This is a genomic window from Nocardioides sp. WG-D5, assembly GCF_054031175.1.
Window position 1 is genome coordinate 1,424,435 of sequence record NZ_CM132928.1, and the last position, 16,008, is coordinate 1,440,442.

The 16,008-nt window shown below is 69.6% G+C and carries 13 protein-coding genes; 3 read left to right on the plus strand and 10 right to left on the minus strand.

Translation table 11 applies throughout. The features are described from left to right. Positions 1-87: 87 nt before the first annotated feature. The 3 genes from ACWZJV_RS06950 to ACWZJV_RS06960 form a co-directional block, all read right to left on the minus strand. Complete coding sequence (locus ACWZJV_RS06950; protein WP_457180712.1) at positions 88-2,397, minus strand: FdhF/YdeP family oxidoreductase; 2,310 nt, start codon at positions 2,395-2,397, stop codon at positions 88-90. 25 nt (positions 2,398-2,422) lie between these two features. Continuing rightward, positions 2,423-4,216: a BCCT family transporter gene (locus tag ACWZJV_RS06955; RefSeq protein WP_457180713.1), complete on the minus strand. Its 1,794-nt coding sequence runs from the start codon at positions 4,214-4,216 to the stop codon at positions 2,423-2,425. A gap of 182 nt (positions 4,217-4,398) precedes the next feature. Next, on the minus strand, positions 4,399-4,857 hold the full coding sequence (locus ACWZJV_RS06960) for a RidA family protein (RefSeq protein ID WP_457181938.1): 459 nt from the start codon (positions 4,855-4,857) through the stop codon (positions 4,399-4,401). Between the two features lie 121 nt (positions 4,858-4,978). Here ACWZJV_RS06960 and ACWZJV_RS06965 point away from each other — a divergent pair, with 121 nt between their 5' ends. After that, positions 4,979-6,247: an anthranilate synthase component I family protein gene (locus tag ACWZJV_RS06965; RefSeq protein ID WP_457180714.1), complete on the plus strand. Its 1,269-nt coding sequence runs from the start codon at positions 4,979-4,981 to the stop codon at positions 6,245-6,247. A 58-nt stretch (positions 6,248-6,305) separates the two neighbouring features. Further along, positions 6,306-6,980, plus strand: coding sequence for a GntR family transcriptional regulator (locus ACWZJV_RS06970; RefSeq protein WP_008362256.1), 675 nt, complete (start codon positions 6,306-6,308; stop codon positions 6,978-6,980). Between the two features lie 77 nt (positions 6,981-7,057). On the opposite strand, the gene ACWZJV_RS06975 is transcribed toward ACWZJV_RS06970, so the two are convergent. The 3 genes from ACWZJV_RS06975 to ACWZJV_RS06985 all read right to left on the minus strand — a co-directional run bounded on the left by ACWZJV_RS06975 (position 7,058) and on the right by ACWZJV_RS06985 (position 10,500). Then, positions 7,058-8,224 carry an FAD-binding oxidoreductase gene (locus ACWZJV_RS06975; protein ID WP_457180715.1) on the minus strand — a complete coding sequence of 389 codons (1,167 nt, stop codon included), beginning with the start codon at positions 8,222-8,224 and terminating at the stop codon, positions 7,058-7,060. A gap of 19 nt (positions 8,225-8,243) precedes the next feature. Continuing rightward, the gene (locus tag ACWZJV_RS06980; protein WP_196873223.1) at positions 8,244-9,494 is read right to left on the minus strand and encodes an aromatic ring-hydroxylating oxygenase subunit alpha; all 1,251 of its coding nucleotides are present in this window, start codon (positions 9,492-9,494) and stop codon (positions 8,244-8,246) included. A 265-nt stretch (positions 9,495-9,759) separates the two neighbouring features. After that, positions 9,760-10,500, minus strand: coding sequence for an IclR family transcriptional regulator (locus tag ACWZJV_RS06985; protein WP_008362253.1), 741 nt, complete (start codon positions 10,498-10,500; stop codon positions 9,760-9,762). A gap of 282 nt (positions 10,501-10,782) precedes the next feature. Here ACWZJV_RS06985 and fdhA point away from each other — a divergent pair, with 282 nt between their 5' ends. Beyond that, positions 10,783-11,994 carry a formaldehyde dehydrogenase, glutathione-independent gene (gene fdhA, locus ACWZJV_RS06990; protein ID WP_008362252.1) on the plus strand — a complete coding sequence of 404 codons (1,212 nt, stop codon included), beginning with the start codon at positions 10,783-10,785 and terminating at the stop codon, positions 11,992-11,994. 77 nt (positions 11,995-12,071) lie between these two features. Here fdhA and ACWZJV_RS06995 read toward each other — a convergent pair whose 3' ends face one another. The 4 genes from ACWZJV_RS06995 to ACWZJV_RS07010 are packed head-to-tail and all read right to left on the minus strand — an operon-like array spanning position 12,072 to position 16,007. Then, positions 12,072-13,394: a bifunctional folylpolyglutamate synthase/dihydrofolate synthase gene (locus ACWZJV_RS06995; protein WP_196873222.1), complete on the minus strand. Its 1,323-nt coding sequence runs from the start codon at positions 13,392-13,394 to the stop codon at positions 12,072-12,074. After that, positions 13,391-14,245, minus strand: a complete 855-nt coding sequence (locus ACWZJV_RS07000; RefSeq protein WP_196873221.1) for a methylenetetrahydrofolate reductase — start codon at positions 14,243-14,245, stop codon at positions 13,391-13,393. The genes ACWZJV_RS06995 and ACWZJV_RS07000 overlap by 4 nt, the downstream gene beginning before the upstream one ends. Then, entirely contained in the window at positions 14,242-15,126 is an 885-nt protein-coding gene (folP, locus tag ACWZJV_RS07005; protein WP_457180716.1) for a dihydropteroate synthase, read from the minus strand. The genes ACWZJV_RS07000 and folP overlap by 4 nt, the downstream gene beginning before the upstream one ends. Continuing rightward, entirely contained in the window at positions 15,123-16,007 is an 885-nt protein-coding gene (locus ACWZJV_RS07010) for a bifunctional methylenetetrahydrofolate dehydrogenase/methenyltetrahydrofolate cyclohydrolase (RefSeq protein ID WP_457180717.1), read from the minus strand. The genes folP and ACWZJV_RS07010 overlap by 4 nt, the downstream gene beginning before the upstream one ends. Between the last annotated feature and the right edge of the window lies 1 nt (position 16,008).

Consider the following 16,008-nt stretch of genomic DNA (forward strand, 5'->3'; position numbering starts at 1 on the left):
GCCCGCTCACCCCTCGTGTCGAACGCAGGTGAGCGGTAGGAACTTCGAGGCCTCTTCACGAGTACGAATCTACAGCCATGCTGCGCGTCAGCCGGACTCCGCTCCGGCGCGCTCAAGCCGAACCACGACCCCCTTCGACGTCGGGGTGTTGCTCCCCTCGGCGACGCTGTCGAGCGGCACCACGACGTTCGTCTCCGGATAGTACGCAGCCGCCGACCCCCGGCTCGCCGGATAGGCGACCAGGGTGAACCCGGGCGCCCGCCGCTCCACGCCGTCCTCCCAGACCCCGACGATGTCGACGCGGTCACCGTCGGCCAGCCCGAGCTCGGCGATGTCGGCCGGGTTGACCATGACGATGCGACGCGCGTGGTGGATGCCGCGGTAGCGGTCGTCCATGGCGTACGGGATGGTGTTCCACTGGTCGTGGGAGCGCAGCGTCTGCAGGATCAGATGCCCCGGCGGGGCCTCCAGCCAGGTCAGGTCGTTGCGGGTGAAGACCGCCTTGCCGCTCGGGGTGCGGTAGACACCGGAGTTGACCGGGTTCGGGAGCACGAAGCCCTTCGGGTCCTTGATCCGCTCGTTGAAGTCCTCGAACCCCGGCACCACCCGGGCGATCCGGTCGCGGACCCGGGCGTAGTCGGCCTCGAAGTCCGCCCAGCGGATGCCGTGGCGGTCACCGATCGTGGCCTTCGCCAGACGCGAGACGATCGCGACCTCGCTCAGCAGGCTCTCCGATGCCGGCGGGAGCTTGCCACGCGTCGCGTGCACGGCGCTCATCGAGTCCTCGACGGTGACGAACTGCTCGCCGCTCGCCTGGACGTCGATGTCGCTGCGGCCCAGCGTCGGCAGGATCAGAGCCGTCTCGCCGACCACCGTGTGGGAGCGGTTGAGCTTGGTCGAGACCTGGACCGTCAGCCGGCACTTTCTCAGTGCGGCCTCGGCGACGTCGCTGTCCGAGATGGCCCGGACGAAGTTGCCGGCGACGCCCATGAAGACCTTCGCCCGCCCGTCCCGCATCGCCCGGACGCCGTCGACCGAGTCGTACCCGTGCCTGCGCGGCGGGTCGAACCCGAACTCGGCGCCGAGCGCGTCGAGGAAGGAGTCGGGCATCTTCTCCCAGATGCCCATCGTCCGGTCGCCCTGCACGTTGGAGTGGCCGCGGACCGGGCAGACCCCCGCGCCGGGCTTGCCGATGTTGCCGCGCAGCATCAGGAAGTTGACCACCTCGCGGATCGTCGGCACCCCGTGCTTGTGCTGGGTCAGCCCCATCGCCCAGCAGACGATGACCGAGCGGCTGGCCAGCACCTGCTCGTGGACCGCCTCGATCTCCTCCCGGGTCAGCCCGGTGGCCTCGAGCGCTTCCTTCCAGGTGATGGTGCGGGCGTGCTCGGCGAAAGCGTAGAACCCGGTCGTGTACTCGGCGATGTACTCCCAGTCGAGCACGCCGCCGCCGGCCTCCTGGTCGGCCTCGAGCAGACGGCGGTTGAGCATCTGGAACAGCGCGAGGTCACCGCCGGGGCGGATCTGCAGGAACTGGTCGGCGATCTCGGTGCCCCGGCCCACCACGCCGCGGGCCTTCTGCGGGTTCTTGAACCGCATCAGGCCCGCCTCGGGCAGCGTGTTCACCGCGATCACCCTGCCACCGCGCTGCTTGGTCTCCTCCAGCGCCGAGAGCATCCGCGGGTGGTTCGTGCCCGGGTTCTGCCCGACCACGAACACCAGGTCAGCGTTGTAGATGTCCTCGAGCTGCACGCTGCCCTTGCCGATCCCGAGCGTCTCGTTCAGCGCCGAGCCGCTCGACTCGTGGCACATGTTCGAGCAGTCCGGCAGGTTGTTGGTGCCGTACGCCCGGGCGAAGAGCTGGAGCAGGAAGGCGGCCTCGTTGTTGAGCCTGCCCGAGACGTAGAACATCGCCTCGTCCGGAGAGTCCAGGCCGTTGAGCTCCTCGCCGATGGTCCGGAACGCGTCCTCCCAGGTGATCGGCTCGTAGTGGGTCGCCCCGGCCCGCTTCACCATCGGCTCGGTCAGCCGGCCCTGCTGGTTGAGCCAGTAGTCCGACTTCTCGTCCAGTTCGGCGACCGAGTGCTGCGAGAAGAACTCCCGCGTCACCCGGCGCGAGGTCGCCTCGTCGGCGATGTGCTTGGCACCGTTCTCGCAGTACTCGTTCCGGTGCCGGTGCCCGGGCTCCGGCCAGGCGCAGCCCGGGCAGTCGATCCCGCCGGCCTGGTTGAGGTTCAGCAACGTCAACGCCGTACGCCGCACCGAGGTCTGCGTCAGCGAGTACTCGATCGCCTTCCGCACCGCCGGCACACCGGCGGCCCAGGTCTTCGGCTCGGTGACGCTGAGCGCGTCCACCGGATCCTCCACGGAGTACGCGCCGTCCGCGTCTCGCTTCACCACAACCGCTCCTTCTGGACTCGTGCTAGCCGGCCGACCTGGGCAGCTCGGCCTCCTCGACCAGCTCGTCGAGCTCGTCGTCGAGCCCGCCGGCCGGCCCGTCGGCCGATTCGTCGGCCGATTCGCCGGCGGGCGCGTCGGGATCGCGGGAGACCCTGATGACGAAGTCGTCGCCGTGCTCCGAGACGCCGTAGACGACGGCCTGCTCGACGGCTCTGGAGGCGTACTCGGCACGCACGACCAGCGGGTCCTCCCGCAGGTCCTTCACCAGGGACACGCACAGCGCGATCATGACCAGCACGAACGGCACGGCCGCGACGATCGTGATGGTCTGCAGCCCGCTCAGCGCGTCGGAGCCACCGACCAGGAGCATCACCGCGGCGACCGCACCGGTGGCGACGCCCCAGAAGATGACGGTCGGCTTCCCCGGCTCGATGGAACCGCGCTCGGAGAGCGTCGCCATGACGATCGAGGCCGCGTCGGCGCCCGAGACGAAGAAGAGAGCGACCAGGATCATGACCACCACGCTGGCCACCGTGGCGAGGGGGAAGGACTCGAGGGTGGTGAACAGCTGGGTCTCGACGCCGCCCGCGCCGGCGATGTCCACGCCGCCCTGCTGGAGGTCGATGGCCGCACCGCCGAAGATCGCGAACCAGGCCAGACTCACCAGCGACGGCACCAGCAGCACGCCGGTCACGAACTGACGGATGGTCCGGCCCCGCGAGATCCGCGCGATGAACATGCCGACGAACGGCGTCCAGGAGAGCCACCAGGCCCAGTAGAAGACCGTCCAGCTCGACAGCCAGGAGGCGGTCTCGGAACCCTCGGCCGACGTACGCGCCGACATCATCGCCACCTCCTGGAAGTAGCTGCCGACCGTGGTCGGCACCAGGCTGAGGATGAACACGGTCGGACCGGCCACGAAGACGAACAGGGCGAGCCCGACGGCGAGCACCATGTTGATGTTGGAGAGCCACTGGATCCCCTTGGCCACACCCGAGACCGCCGAGAAGACGAACCCGACCGTGAGCACGGCGATGATCGCGACCAGGATGCCGTTGCCGGTCCTGCCGAGACCGCCGACGATCTCGAGCCCGCTGCGGATCTGGAGCGCGCCCAGGCCCAGCGACGCGGCCGACCCGAAGAGGGTCGCGAAGATCGCGAGCATGTCGATGACCTTCCCGCCGGCGCCGTGCGCGTGACGCCCGAGGATCGGCTCGAACACCGAGCTGATGAGCAGACCGCGGCCCTTGCGGAAGACGCTGTAGGCGATCGCCAGCCCGACCAGGGCGTAGATCGCCCAGGGGTGGATGCCCCAGTGGAAGAGGGTCGTGGCCATGGCCGTCTGGATCTTCTCGGACTGACCGTCGCCGACGGCGCCCGGCGGAGGCGAGACGTAGTGGCTGATCGGCTCGCTGACGCCGTAGAAGATCAGGCCGATCCCCATACCGGCGCTGAACATCATCGTGACCCACGAGACCGTACGGAACTCGGGCTCCTCGCCGTCACGGCCGAGCGGGATGTTGCCGAACTTGCCGAACGCCAGCCACAGCACGAACCCGACGAAGGTCGAGGCCGCGGTGACGAAGAGCCATCCGAGGTTGGCCATCACCCAGGACAGCGACTTCCCCGACACCGCGGCCAGCGAATCGGTGCTGACGAAGCCCCAGGCCAGGAAGCCGACCGCGATGACGGCGGTCACGCCGAAGACGACGCGGTCGAGCCCCCCGGCGTTCTTGGCCGCCTCCTCGGGAGGACAGTCGAGGGCCGGATGGGTCGCCCCGTTCTGGCCGAGGGCCTTGTGGCGCGAGGATGCCACCGCGGAAAGGTCTCCGCTACCTGCAGATGATCTCATGACGCACTCCGATCGAGAGCTCTTGGGATGAGCAGCATCTGTCGGTGCCATTGAGGCTCCGGGTGGCGGCACTTCAGTGGGGCGCTACGCGGTCAGACGCTGATATACTAGTCACCTTATATGTGATGCATCACACTGGGCAAGGGTCAGATCTCGACGACGAGCTCGAGCTCGACCGGCGCGTCCAGGGGCAGCACCGAGACCCCGACCGCGGAGCGCGCATGTCGCCCGGCGTCGCCGAACACCTTGCCGATAAGCCCCGAGGCGCCGTTGGCCACCAGAGCCTGGTCGGTGAAGAGCGGGCCGGAGGCGACGTACGCCACGACCTTGACGATGCGCTTCACCTGCCCGAGATCGCCGATCTCGGACTTGATCGCGGCCAGCGCGTTGAGCGCGCACCATTGCGCACACGCCTGGCCGTCGGCGAGACCGAGGGTGTCGCCCACCCGGCCGCGGGCGATCAGCTCGCCGTCGCGGATCGGCAGCTGCCCCGAGGTGAAGACGAGCGCCCCGGCGCGGACCGCCGGGACATGGGTCACGACGGGCGGCGCGGTCTCGGCGACAGTCAGACCGAGGTCGAGCAGCGCGGCGTCCGGGCCGAGCACCGCAGCACTCGACCTCCGGGGGCTCAACAGCCGCAGAACCCTGCTCCCGCGATCCGACATGGCCGGAACCCTAGCACTGATATACTAGTTGTCGATACGTTGACTTTCAGGAAGCGGACGCATGACCCAGGCGATGGCAGCGACCACCGCGGACCGGTTCGCCGAGATGGCGAGCACCCGTCCACGCTGCTTCTGGCTGGACGCCGGCCCCGGCGACGGGACCACCAGCCGGCCGATCATGGGTGCCCTGCGCGACGACGACGTCTCGCTCACCTACGACGCCGCTCGGCGTGAGGTGCACCGACATGCCGGCGGAGAGATCCGTCTGGTCGGCACGGACATCTTCACCGTCCTCGAGGCCGAGCTCGCTCGCACGCCACCCGACGAGATCTGGGTGGGCTACCTCGGCTACGCCTGCCGCCCGGATCTCCCGGCCAGGGCACGCCGGTCCGAACAGCCCGCGATGCCCGACGCGATCTGGATGCGTACGCGGCACACGACCCCGGTCGACCCGCCGGCGTCACCCGCCGCCGGTCCGGCGCGACACCGGCCGACGCGGCCCGCCGGCGGGACCCCGGACGCCTACGCGCGAGCCTTCGACGAGGTGCAGCGAGAGCTGCGGGCCGGCAACACGTACGAGGTGAACCTGACCCACCGGATCGAGGTGCAGGACGATGTCGACCCGGTCGTCGCGTACCTGCGGCTCCGCGACCTCAACCCCGCCCCCTACGCGGGCTTCATCCAGCACCACGGCTTCCGGCTGCTCAGCTCCTCTCCCGAGCGCTACGCCACGATCGACCGCGACCGGATGATCGAGACCCGGCCGATCAAGGGCACCACGCCACGCGGGAGGAGTGCCGTCGAGGACGACGAGCTGCGCCGCGACCTGGCCTCGAACCCCCGGTTCCGCGCCGAGAACCTGATGATCGTCGACCTCCTGCGCAACGACCTGGCGATGGTGTGCGAACCCGGCTCGGTGACGGTCCCCTCGCTGATGGCGGTCGAGTCGTACGCGTCGGTCCACCAGCTCGTGACGACCGTGCGCGGCCGGCTGCGCGACGACGTCACCGGCGTCGGAGCGCTGCGCGCGCTCTTCCCGGCAGGCTCGATGACGGGTGCGCCGAAGCTGCGCACCATGGAGATCATCGGGCGCGTCGAGACCACCGCCCGCGGCGTGTACTCCGGCGCCTTCGGCTGGATCGCGCCCGACGGCCGGGCCGATCTCGGCGTCGTGATCCGGAGTCTCACCACCACCGGGGACGGCTCCTGGGAGCTCGGTACCGGAGGCGGGATCACCATCCACTCGACCGCCGAGGACGAGTACGCCGAGACCGGCTGGAAGGCCGAGCGGCTGCTCCGGGTGTTCGGCACGCCGCTACCCGGCGACTGATGTATCAGACTAGGATGGTTAAGACGCAGGCCGGAACGGACAAATGGGGCACGACTCAATGACGGTTGACGAGATCCTGGCAACGACGGCGAACCCGCCCGCCACCTCACTCGCCGAGCAGGCCTATCTCTACATCCGCGATCGCCTGGTGATGCTCGACATCCGTCCGGGGGCGCCGATCAACGACGGCCAGATCGCGGCGGCCATCGGCATGGGCCGCACGCCTGTCCGCGAGGCGATCAAGCGCCTCGAGGCCGACCACCTGGTCCACTCCTTCCCCCGTCGCGGCACCTTCGCGACGACCATCGACGCGACCGAGCTCACCGCCATCGCCGAGATCCGGCGTCAGCTCGCTCCCTACGCGTCCCGTGCCGCCGCAGAGCGCGCCACGCCGCAGCAGCGGGAGCAGATGCGCGACCTCGCGGCCCAGATCGGCAAGGGCAAGCTGGGCGACGGCGACCGCACCGCGCTGATGCAGGTCGACAAGGCGGCCCACAGCCTGATCTACCGGTCCAGCGGCAACCCTCACCTCGAGGACATCCTGATCAGGTACGACAACCTCGCCATCAGGATCTGGTGGATGGTGATCGACCGACTTCCCGATCTGGCCCACCACGTCATCGAGCAGGCTCAGCTCCTCAACGTCGTGGCCGACGGCGACGCCGACCGGGCCGAGAAGCTCACCCTCGAGCACATCGGTGACTTCGAGCGCGAGATCCGCCAGGTCCTCTGACCACCCGGTGGCTGCCGGGCCGGGTCGCCGACCCGACAGCCACCGTCGCTGCGTACGTCTGCCTCAGCAGGCCGGTCTCAGCAGTCCAGCTGGACGTCGCCCAGCGGCTTCGAGCAGCAGATCAGCACCTTCTGGTTGGCGATCTCCTTCGGCCGGATGCCGCCGTTGTGCTTCATGTCGACCTCGCCGGAGAGCATCGACACCTTGCAGGTGCCGCACATGCCCTGGCCGCAGGCGGACATCGGACGCATACCGGCGGCGATCGCTGCCTCCAGGATGGTCTCGTCCGGACCACAGGTGATCATCTTCCCGCTGCGCGCGAACTCGATCGAGAAGCCGGCAGCGGCCTCCCCCTCGGCGTCCTGCTCCATCGGCGGCGCGGCCGTCGGGGCAGGCACCTCGGGAGCGCCGAAGTCGAAGCTCTCCTCGTGGTACTTGTCCATGTCGTAGCCGAGCTCTTCGAGCAGCGACTTCGCGGCCGCCATGTAGCCCGCCGGACCGCAGATGTAGGTCTCGCGCTCCTCGAGGTCGGGCGCCAGGATCTCGAGCACCGGCTTGGAGATGCGTCCCTGCAGCCCCATCCAGCGCTCCGTGGGGGCGTCGCCCTCACAGATCTCGGCCACTCGCAGGTTGGGCATCAGACGAGCCATCGCCTCGAGCTCACCGCGGTAGATGATGTCCGCCGGCGTGCGCGCGCTGTGGACGAAGAGGATGTCCGCCTCGGACCCGAGGTCGTAGAGCGTCCTCGTCATCGACAGCACCGGGGTGATGCCGCTGCCCGCCGAGAGGAAGAGGTACTTCGGGGCGTCCTCCTCCGGCAGGACGAACGCACCCGCCGGGGCGTGCATCGAGATCCAGTTGCCGGGCTCGAGGTTGTCGTGGAGCCAGTTCGACACCACACCGTCGGGGACCCGCTTGACCGTGATGGCCAACCGGTCGGGCCGGGTCGGTGGCGAGGCGATCGTGTAACAGCGGGTCATCAGCTCGCCGTCGATCTCGACGCGGATGGTGATGAACTGGCCCGCCTCGAAGTCGAAGGGACGCCGGTCGGGGGTCGTGAAGACGAAGGTCTTCACATCATGGGTGACCGCGAGCACCTGGCTGCACACCAGGTCCATCACGTCGCTCTCGGCCCAGCAGGGCTCCAGGTTCCGCCGGCTGCGGACGGCCGCCGGGCGGCCGTTCTGCAGACCGAACGAGTTGGGCTCCGACACCTCGGGGATGTCGGTCTCCATGATGGTCATGTCTCCTCCCGGTCTCCGGCTAGGCGTTGGCTTGGATGCGCTGGACGTACCAGGTGACGAATGCATCGACCTCACCCTCGACCTCTGAGTACGGACCAGGTACGTAGCCCGGGTCCGTCACGCCTCGCTGGGTGCCCTCGACCAGGACCCGGTCCTGGTCGTTGGTGGCACGCCAGACGGAGGTGAGCGACTCGACCGAGTAGTCGACGCCCTCGACGGCCTCCGGGTTGACCAGCCAGGTCGTGCGGACCAGCGTCCGGTCGACCGCGAGCGGGATCACCGAGAAGACGACGGCGTGGTCGGCGAGGAAGTGGAACCACGAGTTGGGCTGCATGTGCAGCGACAGGTCGCCGAACCTCGGGTCCTCGATGGACCCCATCAGCTTCGCGCAGAGCTGCTGACCGTCGGGGCCGAAGGAGGCACCGGCGCCGTCCAGCGGAAGGTGGGAGATCTGGAACCCCGTCGGTTTGCCTTCCAGCTGGCACAGATCCCCGTTCGGGAAGCCGATTACCTCGCGGGCCTTCTCCAGCTCGGCCTGCGCCTCCTGGTAGCGCTCGAAGACCTGCTGCAGACGCGGCGGCACGTCCTCGGCCTCGTAGCGGCTGATCGGAAAGTACGCCGTGAGCAGCTCGGGGTGGGAGGCGTCGCAGTGGTGGCACTCGCGGTTGTTCTCCATCACCAGCTTCCAGTTGCCCTCCTCCACGATGTCGGTCTGGTGGGCGATCTTCGCCGAGGCCAGGTCGTAGGGCTTCAGGTAGGGCTCGATGACCTTGCTGACGTCGTCGAAGTCGGCCGGCGGCTCGTCGGCCAGGCAGAGGAAGACCAGCCCGCCGACCGCACGCACGTTCACCGGCTTGAGCCCGAACTTGTCGTACTCGAAGGTGCCGGCCTGCGACTCGGCGAAGATCAGGCTGCCGTCGACGCGGTAGGTCCACTGGTGATAGGGGCACACGATGTTGCCGATCGAGCCGCAGCCCGACTGGAGCAGTCGAGACCCGCGGTGACGGCAGACGTTGCGGAAGGCGCGGACGTTCTCGTCGTCGTCGCGGACGACGATCACGGAGTGGGGTCCCAGGTCGACGGTCACGTAGTCACCCGGGTCCGGGATCTCCGCCTCGGCGACAGCGAAGATCCAGTGCTGACCGAAGATGAGATCGAGATCCTGCTCGTAGACCTCCGGGCTCGTGTAGAAAGGCGCCTCCAGCCCGAAACCGGCTGCACGCTCGTCCGCCAAGGACGCCAGATCCACAGGCGTCGATTCGATGCTCATTCGCGTCACGTTGATGTCTCCCACGCTCAAACCGGGCAGGTTTCCGGGTTCAGATACGGCGGTCCGCCAGACGGCGGGTGTTTCACTCTGCACAACTACTGCGTAGCGCGAAACGATTCTGCCGCGCGTGAGAAGACGCTGTCAACGGGTCGATCTGGATTCGCCAGCAGGATTTACACGGGCTTTACTGCCGACGCGAAGTGGCCCGCATGCAGCAGGCATGCGGGCCACTTCGGGGGCCGATCCTCGCCTCGGCCTGGGCAGGTCACTCGGCCTTGGGGAAGCCGTTCCGCTCGGAGATCGCGGCCGCCGCGGCGAGCACGTGCTCGGCCAGCTCGGGCACCTTCTCGGACGTGATCCGGAACGACGGACCCGAGGCCACCACGGCGGCGATCACGCCGCCCCCCAGGGAACGGATCGGCGCAGCCACCCCGGTGAGACCGATCTCGTGCTCGTCGGCCGAGTAGGCATAGCCGAGCTTCCTGAACTCGGTGAGCTGCTCCTCCAGGAGCACCGGGTCGACCACCGTCTGCTCCGTGTAGCGCTCGAGCCCACCCTCGATGATCCGCCGGCGGTCCTCCGGCGACATCGCGGCGAGGAAGACCTTGCCGGACGCGGTCGTGTGCAGGGGGCTCCGCTGCCCGACCCAGTTGACCGAGGTGATCTCCGCACTCCCGATCACCTGGTCGATCGTGATGGCCTCCTCACCGTCGTTGATGACGATGTTGACGGTCTCGCCGACCGCGTCGGCCAGGGCCATGCAGATCGGTCGACTGGTGACCGAGATGTCGTGCTTGCGGGTGGCGCCGGCGGCCAGCTGGATGACGCCGTAGCCGAGCTGATAGTCGCCTCGACTCGCGCTCTGCTCCACCAGCCCGCGGGCCTCGAGAGTGGCCAGCAACCGGAAGACGGTGGACTTGTGCACCCCCAGCTCCTCGGAGATCGGCGTGACTCCGACAGCCCCCCGACGGGCGAGCACCTGGAGGATGGAGATGGCTCGGTCCACTGAGTGAACGGTCGTGCTCCGTGTTTCGCTCGTGTTGCTCATGCTGAAACAGTATGCCTCCTTGCCAGATCGCCCTGGTCACCCCCTACTGCCGGGTAGGCGCGGCGCGAGCGATCAGACGCCGCCGCGCGAGCCGCGAAATCGGTCGAACGAGGGTCTTGATGCCGACGCGTTCGACGGTCTAGTTTGTTTCATATAGCGCTGCTGTTTCGCTATAAGAAACATCTTCTGCAACCTGAGAACGCCGGACGCCCCCATCCGGGGGCAGGAAGAAGAGACGCCATGGCAGACAACAGAGTCGTCGTCTACAAGGGGCCGGGCGAGGTGGCCGTCGAGACCATCGACTACCCGAAGCTGGAGCTCCCCCAGGATGTCGTCAGCGGCCTCGGCATCAAGCGTGCGGCACCGCATGCAGTGATCCTCAAGCTCGTGACCAGCAACATCTGCGGCAGCGACCAGCACATGGTCCGCGGCCGGACGACCGCCCCGGTCGGTCAGACCCTCGGCCACGAGATCACCGGCGAGATCGTCGAGATCGGCGACGACGTCCTCTTCCACGAGGTGGGTGACATCTGCTCGGTCCCGTTCAACATCGCGTGCGGTCGTTGTCGCATGTGCAACGAGGGCAAGACCGGCATCTGCCTCAACGTGAACCCGGCACGGGCCGGTGCGGCGTACGGCTATGTGGACATGGGCGGCTGGCTCGGTGGCCAGGCGGAGTACGTGATGGTCCCGTTCGCCGACTTCAACCTGCTCAAGTTCCCCGACCGCGACCAGGCCCTGGAGAAGATCCTCGACCTGACGATGCTCTCCGACATCTTCCCGACCGGCTACCACGGCGCCTACACCGCCGGTGTCACGACCGGGTCGACGGTCTATGTGGCGGGCGCGGGCCCGGTCGGGCTCGCCGCGGCGTACTCGGCGCAGCTGCTCGGTGCCGCCACCGTCATCGTCGGCGACATGAACGCCGACCGGCTCAAGCAGGCGGCCAGCTTCGGCTGCGAGACCGCGGACCTCTCCTCCGGTGACGCCCTGGCCGACATCATCGCGGACATCGTCGGCGAGCCGGTCGTGGACGCCGCCGTCGACGCGGTCGGCTTCGAGGCGCGCGGCCACGGCCGCGATGCCGCCGAGCAGCCGGCCACCGTCCTCAACGACATCATGGACGTCGCGCGTGCCGGCGCCTCGCTCGGCATCCCCGGCCTGTACGTCACGGGCGACCCGGGCGCCGTCGACGACGCGGCCAAGCAGGGCCAGATCGGCGTCCGGCTCGGTCTCGGCTGGGCGAAGTCGCACACGTTCGTGACCGGCCAGTGCCCGGTGAAGCAGTACAACCGCCAGCTGATGAACCTGATCCTCGCGGACAAGGCCCACATCGCCGACGCCGTCAACGCGAAGACGATCAGCCTCGACGAGGCCCCGGCGGGCTACGCCGCGTTCGACCAGGGCGCCGCGACCAAGTACGTCATCGACCCGCACGGCATGGTGAGCTGACCCCGACCGGACTGCACGACGGTCCTGCCCCCGGCCAGATCGGCCGGGGGCAGGACCGTTTCACATGTCCGCCAGGGTCACAGTCCCAGCAAGCGGCGTGCTTCCCCGACGGTGACGACGGAGCCGGTGACCAGCACCTGAGCCCCACCCTCCCCGGACAGCGCCGAGGCTGTCCGGACCGCCTCGAGGAGGGCATGGCCGAGATGCCCGATCTCCACGACCCGGTCCGGGCCCAGGACGCCTCGAGCCTCGGCCGCGGTGTCTCCGGCCGACAGCGACCGCGGGCTGCTGTTCCGGGTGCAGATCATCGTGGTCACGACGGGCTCGAGCTCGGCGAGCATGCCGGCCAGGTCCTTGTCGCCCATCGCGGCGACGACCGCGACGGTCGGGCGCCGACCCAGGTCGGAGAGGCCGGCCGCGAGGGCGCGGGCGCCGTCGGGATTGTGGGCGGCGTCGAGGATCACGGCCGGGTTCCCGGGCAGCACCTCCAGCCGCCCGGGCGACCTGGTCAAACCCAGCGCTCGCCGCAGCGGGTCCAGCGGGATCGCGTCCCCCAGAAGGGCTTCGACGCTCGCGATCGCGAGCACGGCGTTGTGCGCCTGGTGGCGCCCGTGGAGGGAGAGCGGGAGCTCGGGATAGTCACCCGCGAGGCCGGCGACCGAGATGATCTGGCCCTCGTCGAGCACTCGTCGGCCGCGCAGGCGGAAGTCGCGCCCCTCGACCATGAGCCGCGCGAGATACGCGTCGGCGTGAGCGCGCAGGAGCTGCTCGACCTCGGGCGTCTGCCGGGCCGTCACGGCCAGGGCACCGGGTTTGATGATCCCGGCCTTCTCGGCCGCGATGTCGAGCCTGGTCGGCCCGAGGTGGTCGACGTGGTCGAGGCCGATCGGGAGGATCGCCGCGACCTCGGCGTCGATGACGTTGGTGGCATCCCACATGCCACCCATGCCGACCTCGACCGCGGCGACGTCGATGCCGGCGGTCGAGAACGCCTGGTAGGCCATGGCGACCGTCATCTCGAAGAACGACAGCGGCGTGGGGCTCTCGCGGTCCACGGCGTCGGCCGCGGGCAGGACGTCCTGATAGGCCCGGACGAAGCCCTCGCGGGAGATCGGCCGGCCGTCGATGCTGATCCGCTCCCGGATGTCGGCGAGATGAGGACTGGTGAACCTGCCGACCGTCGAGCCCAGCTCGAGCAGGATCGCCTCCACCATCCGCGCGGTGCTCGTCTTGCCGTTGGTGCCGGTGATGTGGATCGACCGGTAGCCGCGCTGCGGACGGCCGAGCCGGTCGGTCACCGCCCGGATGCGCTCCAGGGACGGGGCGATCCTGGTCTCCGGCCAGCGGGCGAGGAGCCGGCGCTCCACCTCGGCGAGGTGCTCGAGGGCGGTGTCGGTCATCGGTGGTCACCACCCAGGCGTGCCAGCAGGTCGCGGCGCCAGGCCTCGGTCTCGGCGACCTGGTTGAACGTGAACAGGTGCAGGCCCGAGACCGCGGCCTCAGGGCCGTCCAAGCCCGGAGCGGCGCGCCTGAGGAACCGCTCCGGCGAGTAGCCGCCGGGCGCGGCGATGCGCGCGAACATCCCCTTGTTCTTGGCGAGGAACCTCGTCGACTCCCCCACCCCGATCTTGGTGGCCATCGCGAGGAGCTTGGCACGCTCGACCGGGCCGGGCAGCCCCACGACGATCGGTGTCGTGACGCCTCGGGCGCGGACGCGGCGTACCCAGTCGGTGAGGGCATCGGGGTCGAAGGTGAGGTTGCTGACGATCTCGGTGGCGTGGTGGCGCTTGTCCCACATCGCCTGCACCAGGCGGTCGTGGATGATCGTCGGGTGATCCTCGGGGTAGCCGGCGACGCCGACATGGCGGAACGGGTCGCCCAGATCGACGAGGGCCTCGAGCAGCTCCAGCGCGCCGGGGAACGGCCCGGGCTGCTCCGCGTCACCGGCGGGCACGAAGACCTTCTCGATGCCGGCCGCCTTCAGGCGACCGGTGATGTCGGCGAGCTCGGCCCGGCTCGAGACCATGCGCGCGGCGAGGTGGGGCACGACGTCGTAGCCGTGTCCGGCGAGGCGGATCGAGAGGTCCACGGTCCGCTCCAGACCCTTGGCCGGGGAGGCGGTCACGGTGACCGTCCGGCCGACGGGGAGAGCGGTGGTGACGACCTCCTCGATCGCGGCGGTGGGCAGGACCTCGTAGCGCGCGTCGAGCAGGAGGCGACGTACGACGGCGGCGGCCGAGCGGCGACTCACCGCCGGCCCGCCCACGCGCCGGCCGGGCCGGCGTCGACCGGGGCACCACGGAGGCGCGCGGCCACCCGGGAGGCGGCCGCCGCGCCGGAGACCGAGTGCACGCGTACGCCCCAGGCCCCTCCGGCGGCCGCGATCGTGGCGACGGCGTCCGAGGCCTCGTCACGGTCGGCCGGGACGTCCGGCTCGCGACGTCCGTACGTCGTGACCTCGGCGAGGAACCGCTTGCGGGAGGCCCCGACGAGGACGGGGAAGCCGAGGTCGCGCAGTCTCCCGAGGGACGCGAGCAGCTCCCAGGACTGGGTGGCGTTCTTCGCGAACCCCAGACCGGGGTCGAGGACGATCCGCTCGGCGCGTACGCCGGCGGCGAGCGCCGACTCGACCCGGCCGCGGAGCTCCGCGCAGACGTCGTCGACGACCGAGTCGTAGAAGCTGTAGTCGTCCATCCGGGTGGAGTGCGCCCGCCAGTGCATGAGTACGCAGGTGACGTCCGCCTCCGCGAGGAAGGGCAGCATCTCGGGGTCGGCGAGCCCGCCGGAGACGTCGTTGACGATGACCGCTCCGGCCGCGACCGCCTGCCGGGCGACCGAGGCGCGCATGGTGTCGACCGAGACCGGGAACCCGCTCCGGGCCAGGCCCTCGATCACCGGGATCACCCGGGCGAGCTCCTCGGCCTCGCTGACGCGCTGGGCGCCCGGCCGGGTGGACTCACCACCGACGTCGAGGATGTCAGCGCCGTCACGGATGAGCTCGAGGCCCCGGCGTACGGCCGCGTCGATGTCGAGGAACCGGCCGCCGTCGGAGAAGGAGTCGGGGGTGACGTTGATGATGCCCATCACCTGACAACGTCGCGCGGCGTCGGTGGGCAGCTGGGTGGCGATCATGTCAGCGCCCCGACGGTCGCCTCCCTGGCAGCCAGCTGCTGCTCGGCGATCTCGACGATGTTGGTCAGCAGCATGGCGCGGGTCATGGGCCCGACTCCGCCGGTGGCGCCGGTCATCTTGCCGGCGACGACGTCGACGTTCGGGTCCACGTCGCCGAGGATGCCCTCGATGGTGCGGGTGATCCCGACGGACAGGACCGTGGCGCCGGGACTGACCCAGTCGGGCTTGACCAGGTGAGCCACGCCCGCCGCCGCGACGATGACGTCCGAGGCGCGGGCGTGGGCGGCGACGTCACGTGTCTCGATGTTGCACAAGGTGACGGTGGCGTGCTCGGTGGGGCGGGTGAGCATGAGCCCGAGGGGCCTGCCGACGGTCAGACCGCAGCCGATGACGCAGAAGCGCTGGCCGGTGATCGGCACGTCGTGCTGCCGCAGCAGCTCGATGATCCCGCGCGGCGTGCACGGCAACGGGGCCGGGGTGCCGAGCACCAGCTTGCCGAGGTTGGTGGGGTGGAGCCCGTCGGCGTCCTTGTCCGGGTCGATGAGCTCCAGGACCCGGTGGGTGTCGACGTGCGGAGGCAGCGGCAGCTGGACGATGAAGCCGGTGCAGCTCGGGTCGTCGTTGAGCTGCCGCACCGCGGCCTCGATCTCGGCCTGCGTCGCGCTGGCGGGCAGCTCGATCCGGAGCGAGGCGATGCCCACCTCGGCGCAGTCGCGGTGCTTGCCCGCGATGTAGGAGCGGGAGCCGGGGTCGTCCCCGACGAGGATGGTGCCGAGACCCGGCTCGATCCCGGCCTCGTGCAGGGCCTTCACCCGCTCGGCGAGCCCGGCCTTCAGCTCGGCAGCGACGCGCTTGCCGTCGATCTTTGCTGCGGTCGTCATG

Excerpts from the sequence above, each read along its gene's own strand:
- ACWZJV_RS06970 (WP_008362256.1), top strand. The coding sequence starts at position 6,306 with ATGACGGTTGACGAGATCCTGGCAACGACGGCGAACCCGCCCGCCACC.
- fdhA (WP_008362252.1), top strand. The coding sequence starts at position 10,783 with ATGGCAGACAACAGAGTCGTCGTCTACAAGGGGCCGGGCGAGGTGGCC.
- ACWZJV_RS06980 (WP_196873223.1), bottom strand. The coding sequence starts at position 9,494 with ATGAGCATCGAATCGACGCCTGTGGATCTGGCGTCCTTGGCGGACGAG.
- ACWZJV_RS06975 (WP_457180715.1), bottom strand. The coding sequence starts at position 8,224 with ATGACCATCATGGAGACCGACATCCCCGAGGTGTCGGAGCCCAACTCG.
- ACWZJV_RS06965 (WP_457180714.1), top strand. The coding sequence starts at position 4,979 with ATGACCCAGGCGATGGCAGCGACCACCGCGGACCGGTTCGCCGAGATG.
- folP (WP_457180716.1), bottom strand. The coding sequence starts at position 15,126 with ATGATCGCCACCCAGCTGCCCACCGACGCCGCGCGACGTTGTCAGGTG.
- ACWZJV_RS06995 (WP_196873222.1), bottom strand. The coding sequence starts at position 13,394 with ATGACCGACACCGCCCTCGAGCACCTCGCCGAGGTGGAGCGCCGGCTC.
- ACWZJV_RS07010 (WP_457180717.1), bottom strand. The coding sequence starts at position 16,007 with ATGACGACCGCAGCAAAGATCGACGGCAAGCGCGTCGCTGCCGAGCTG.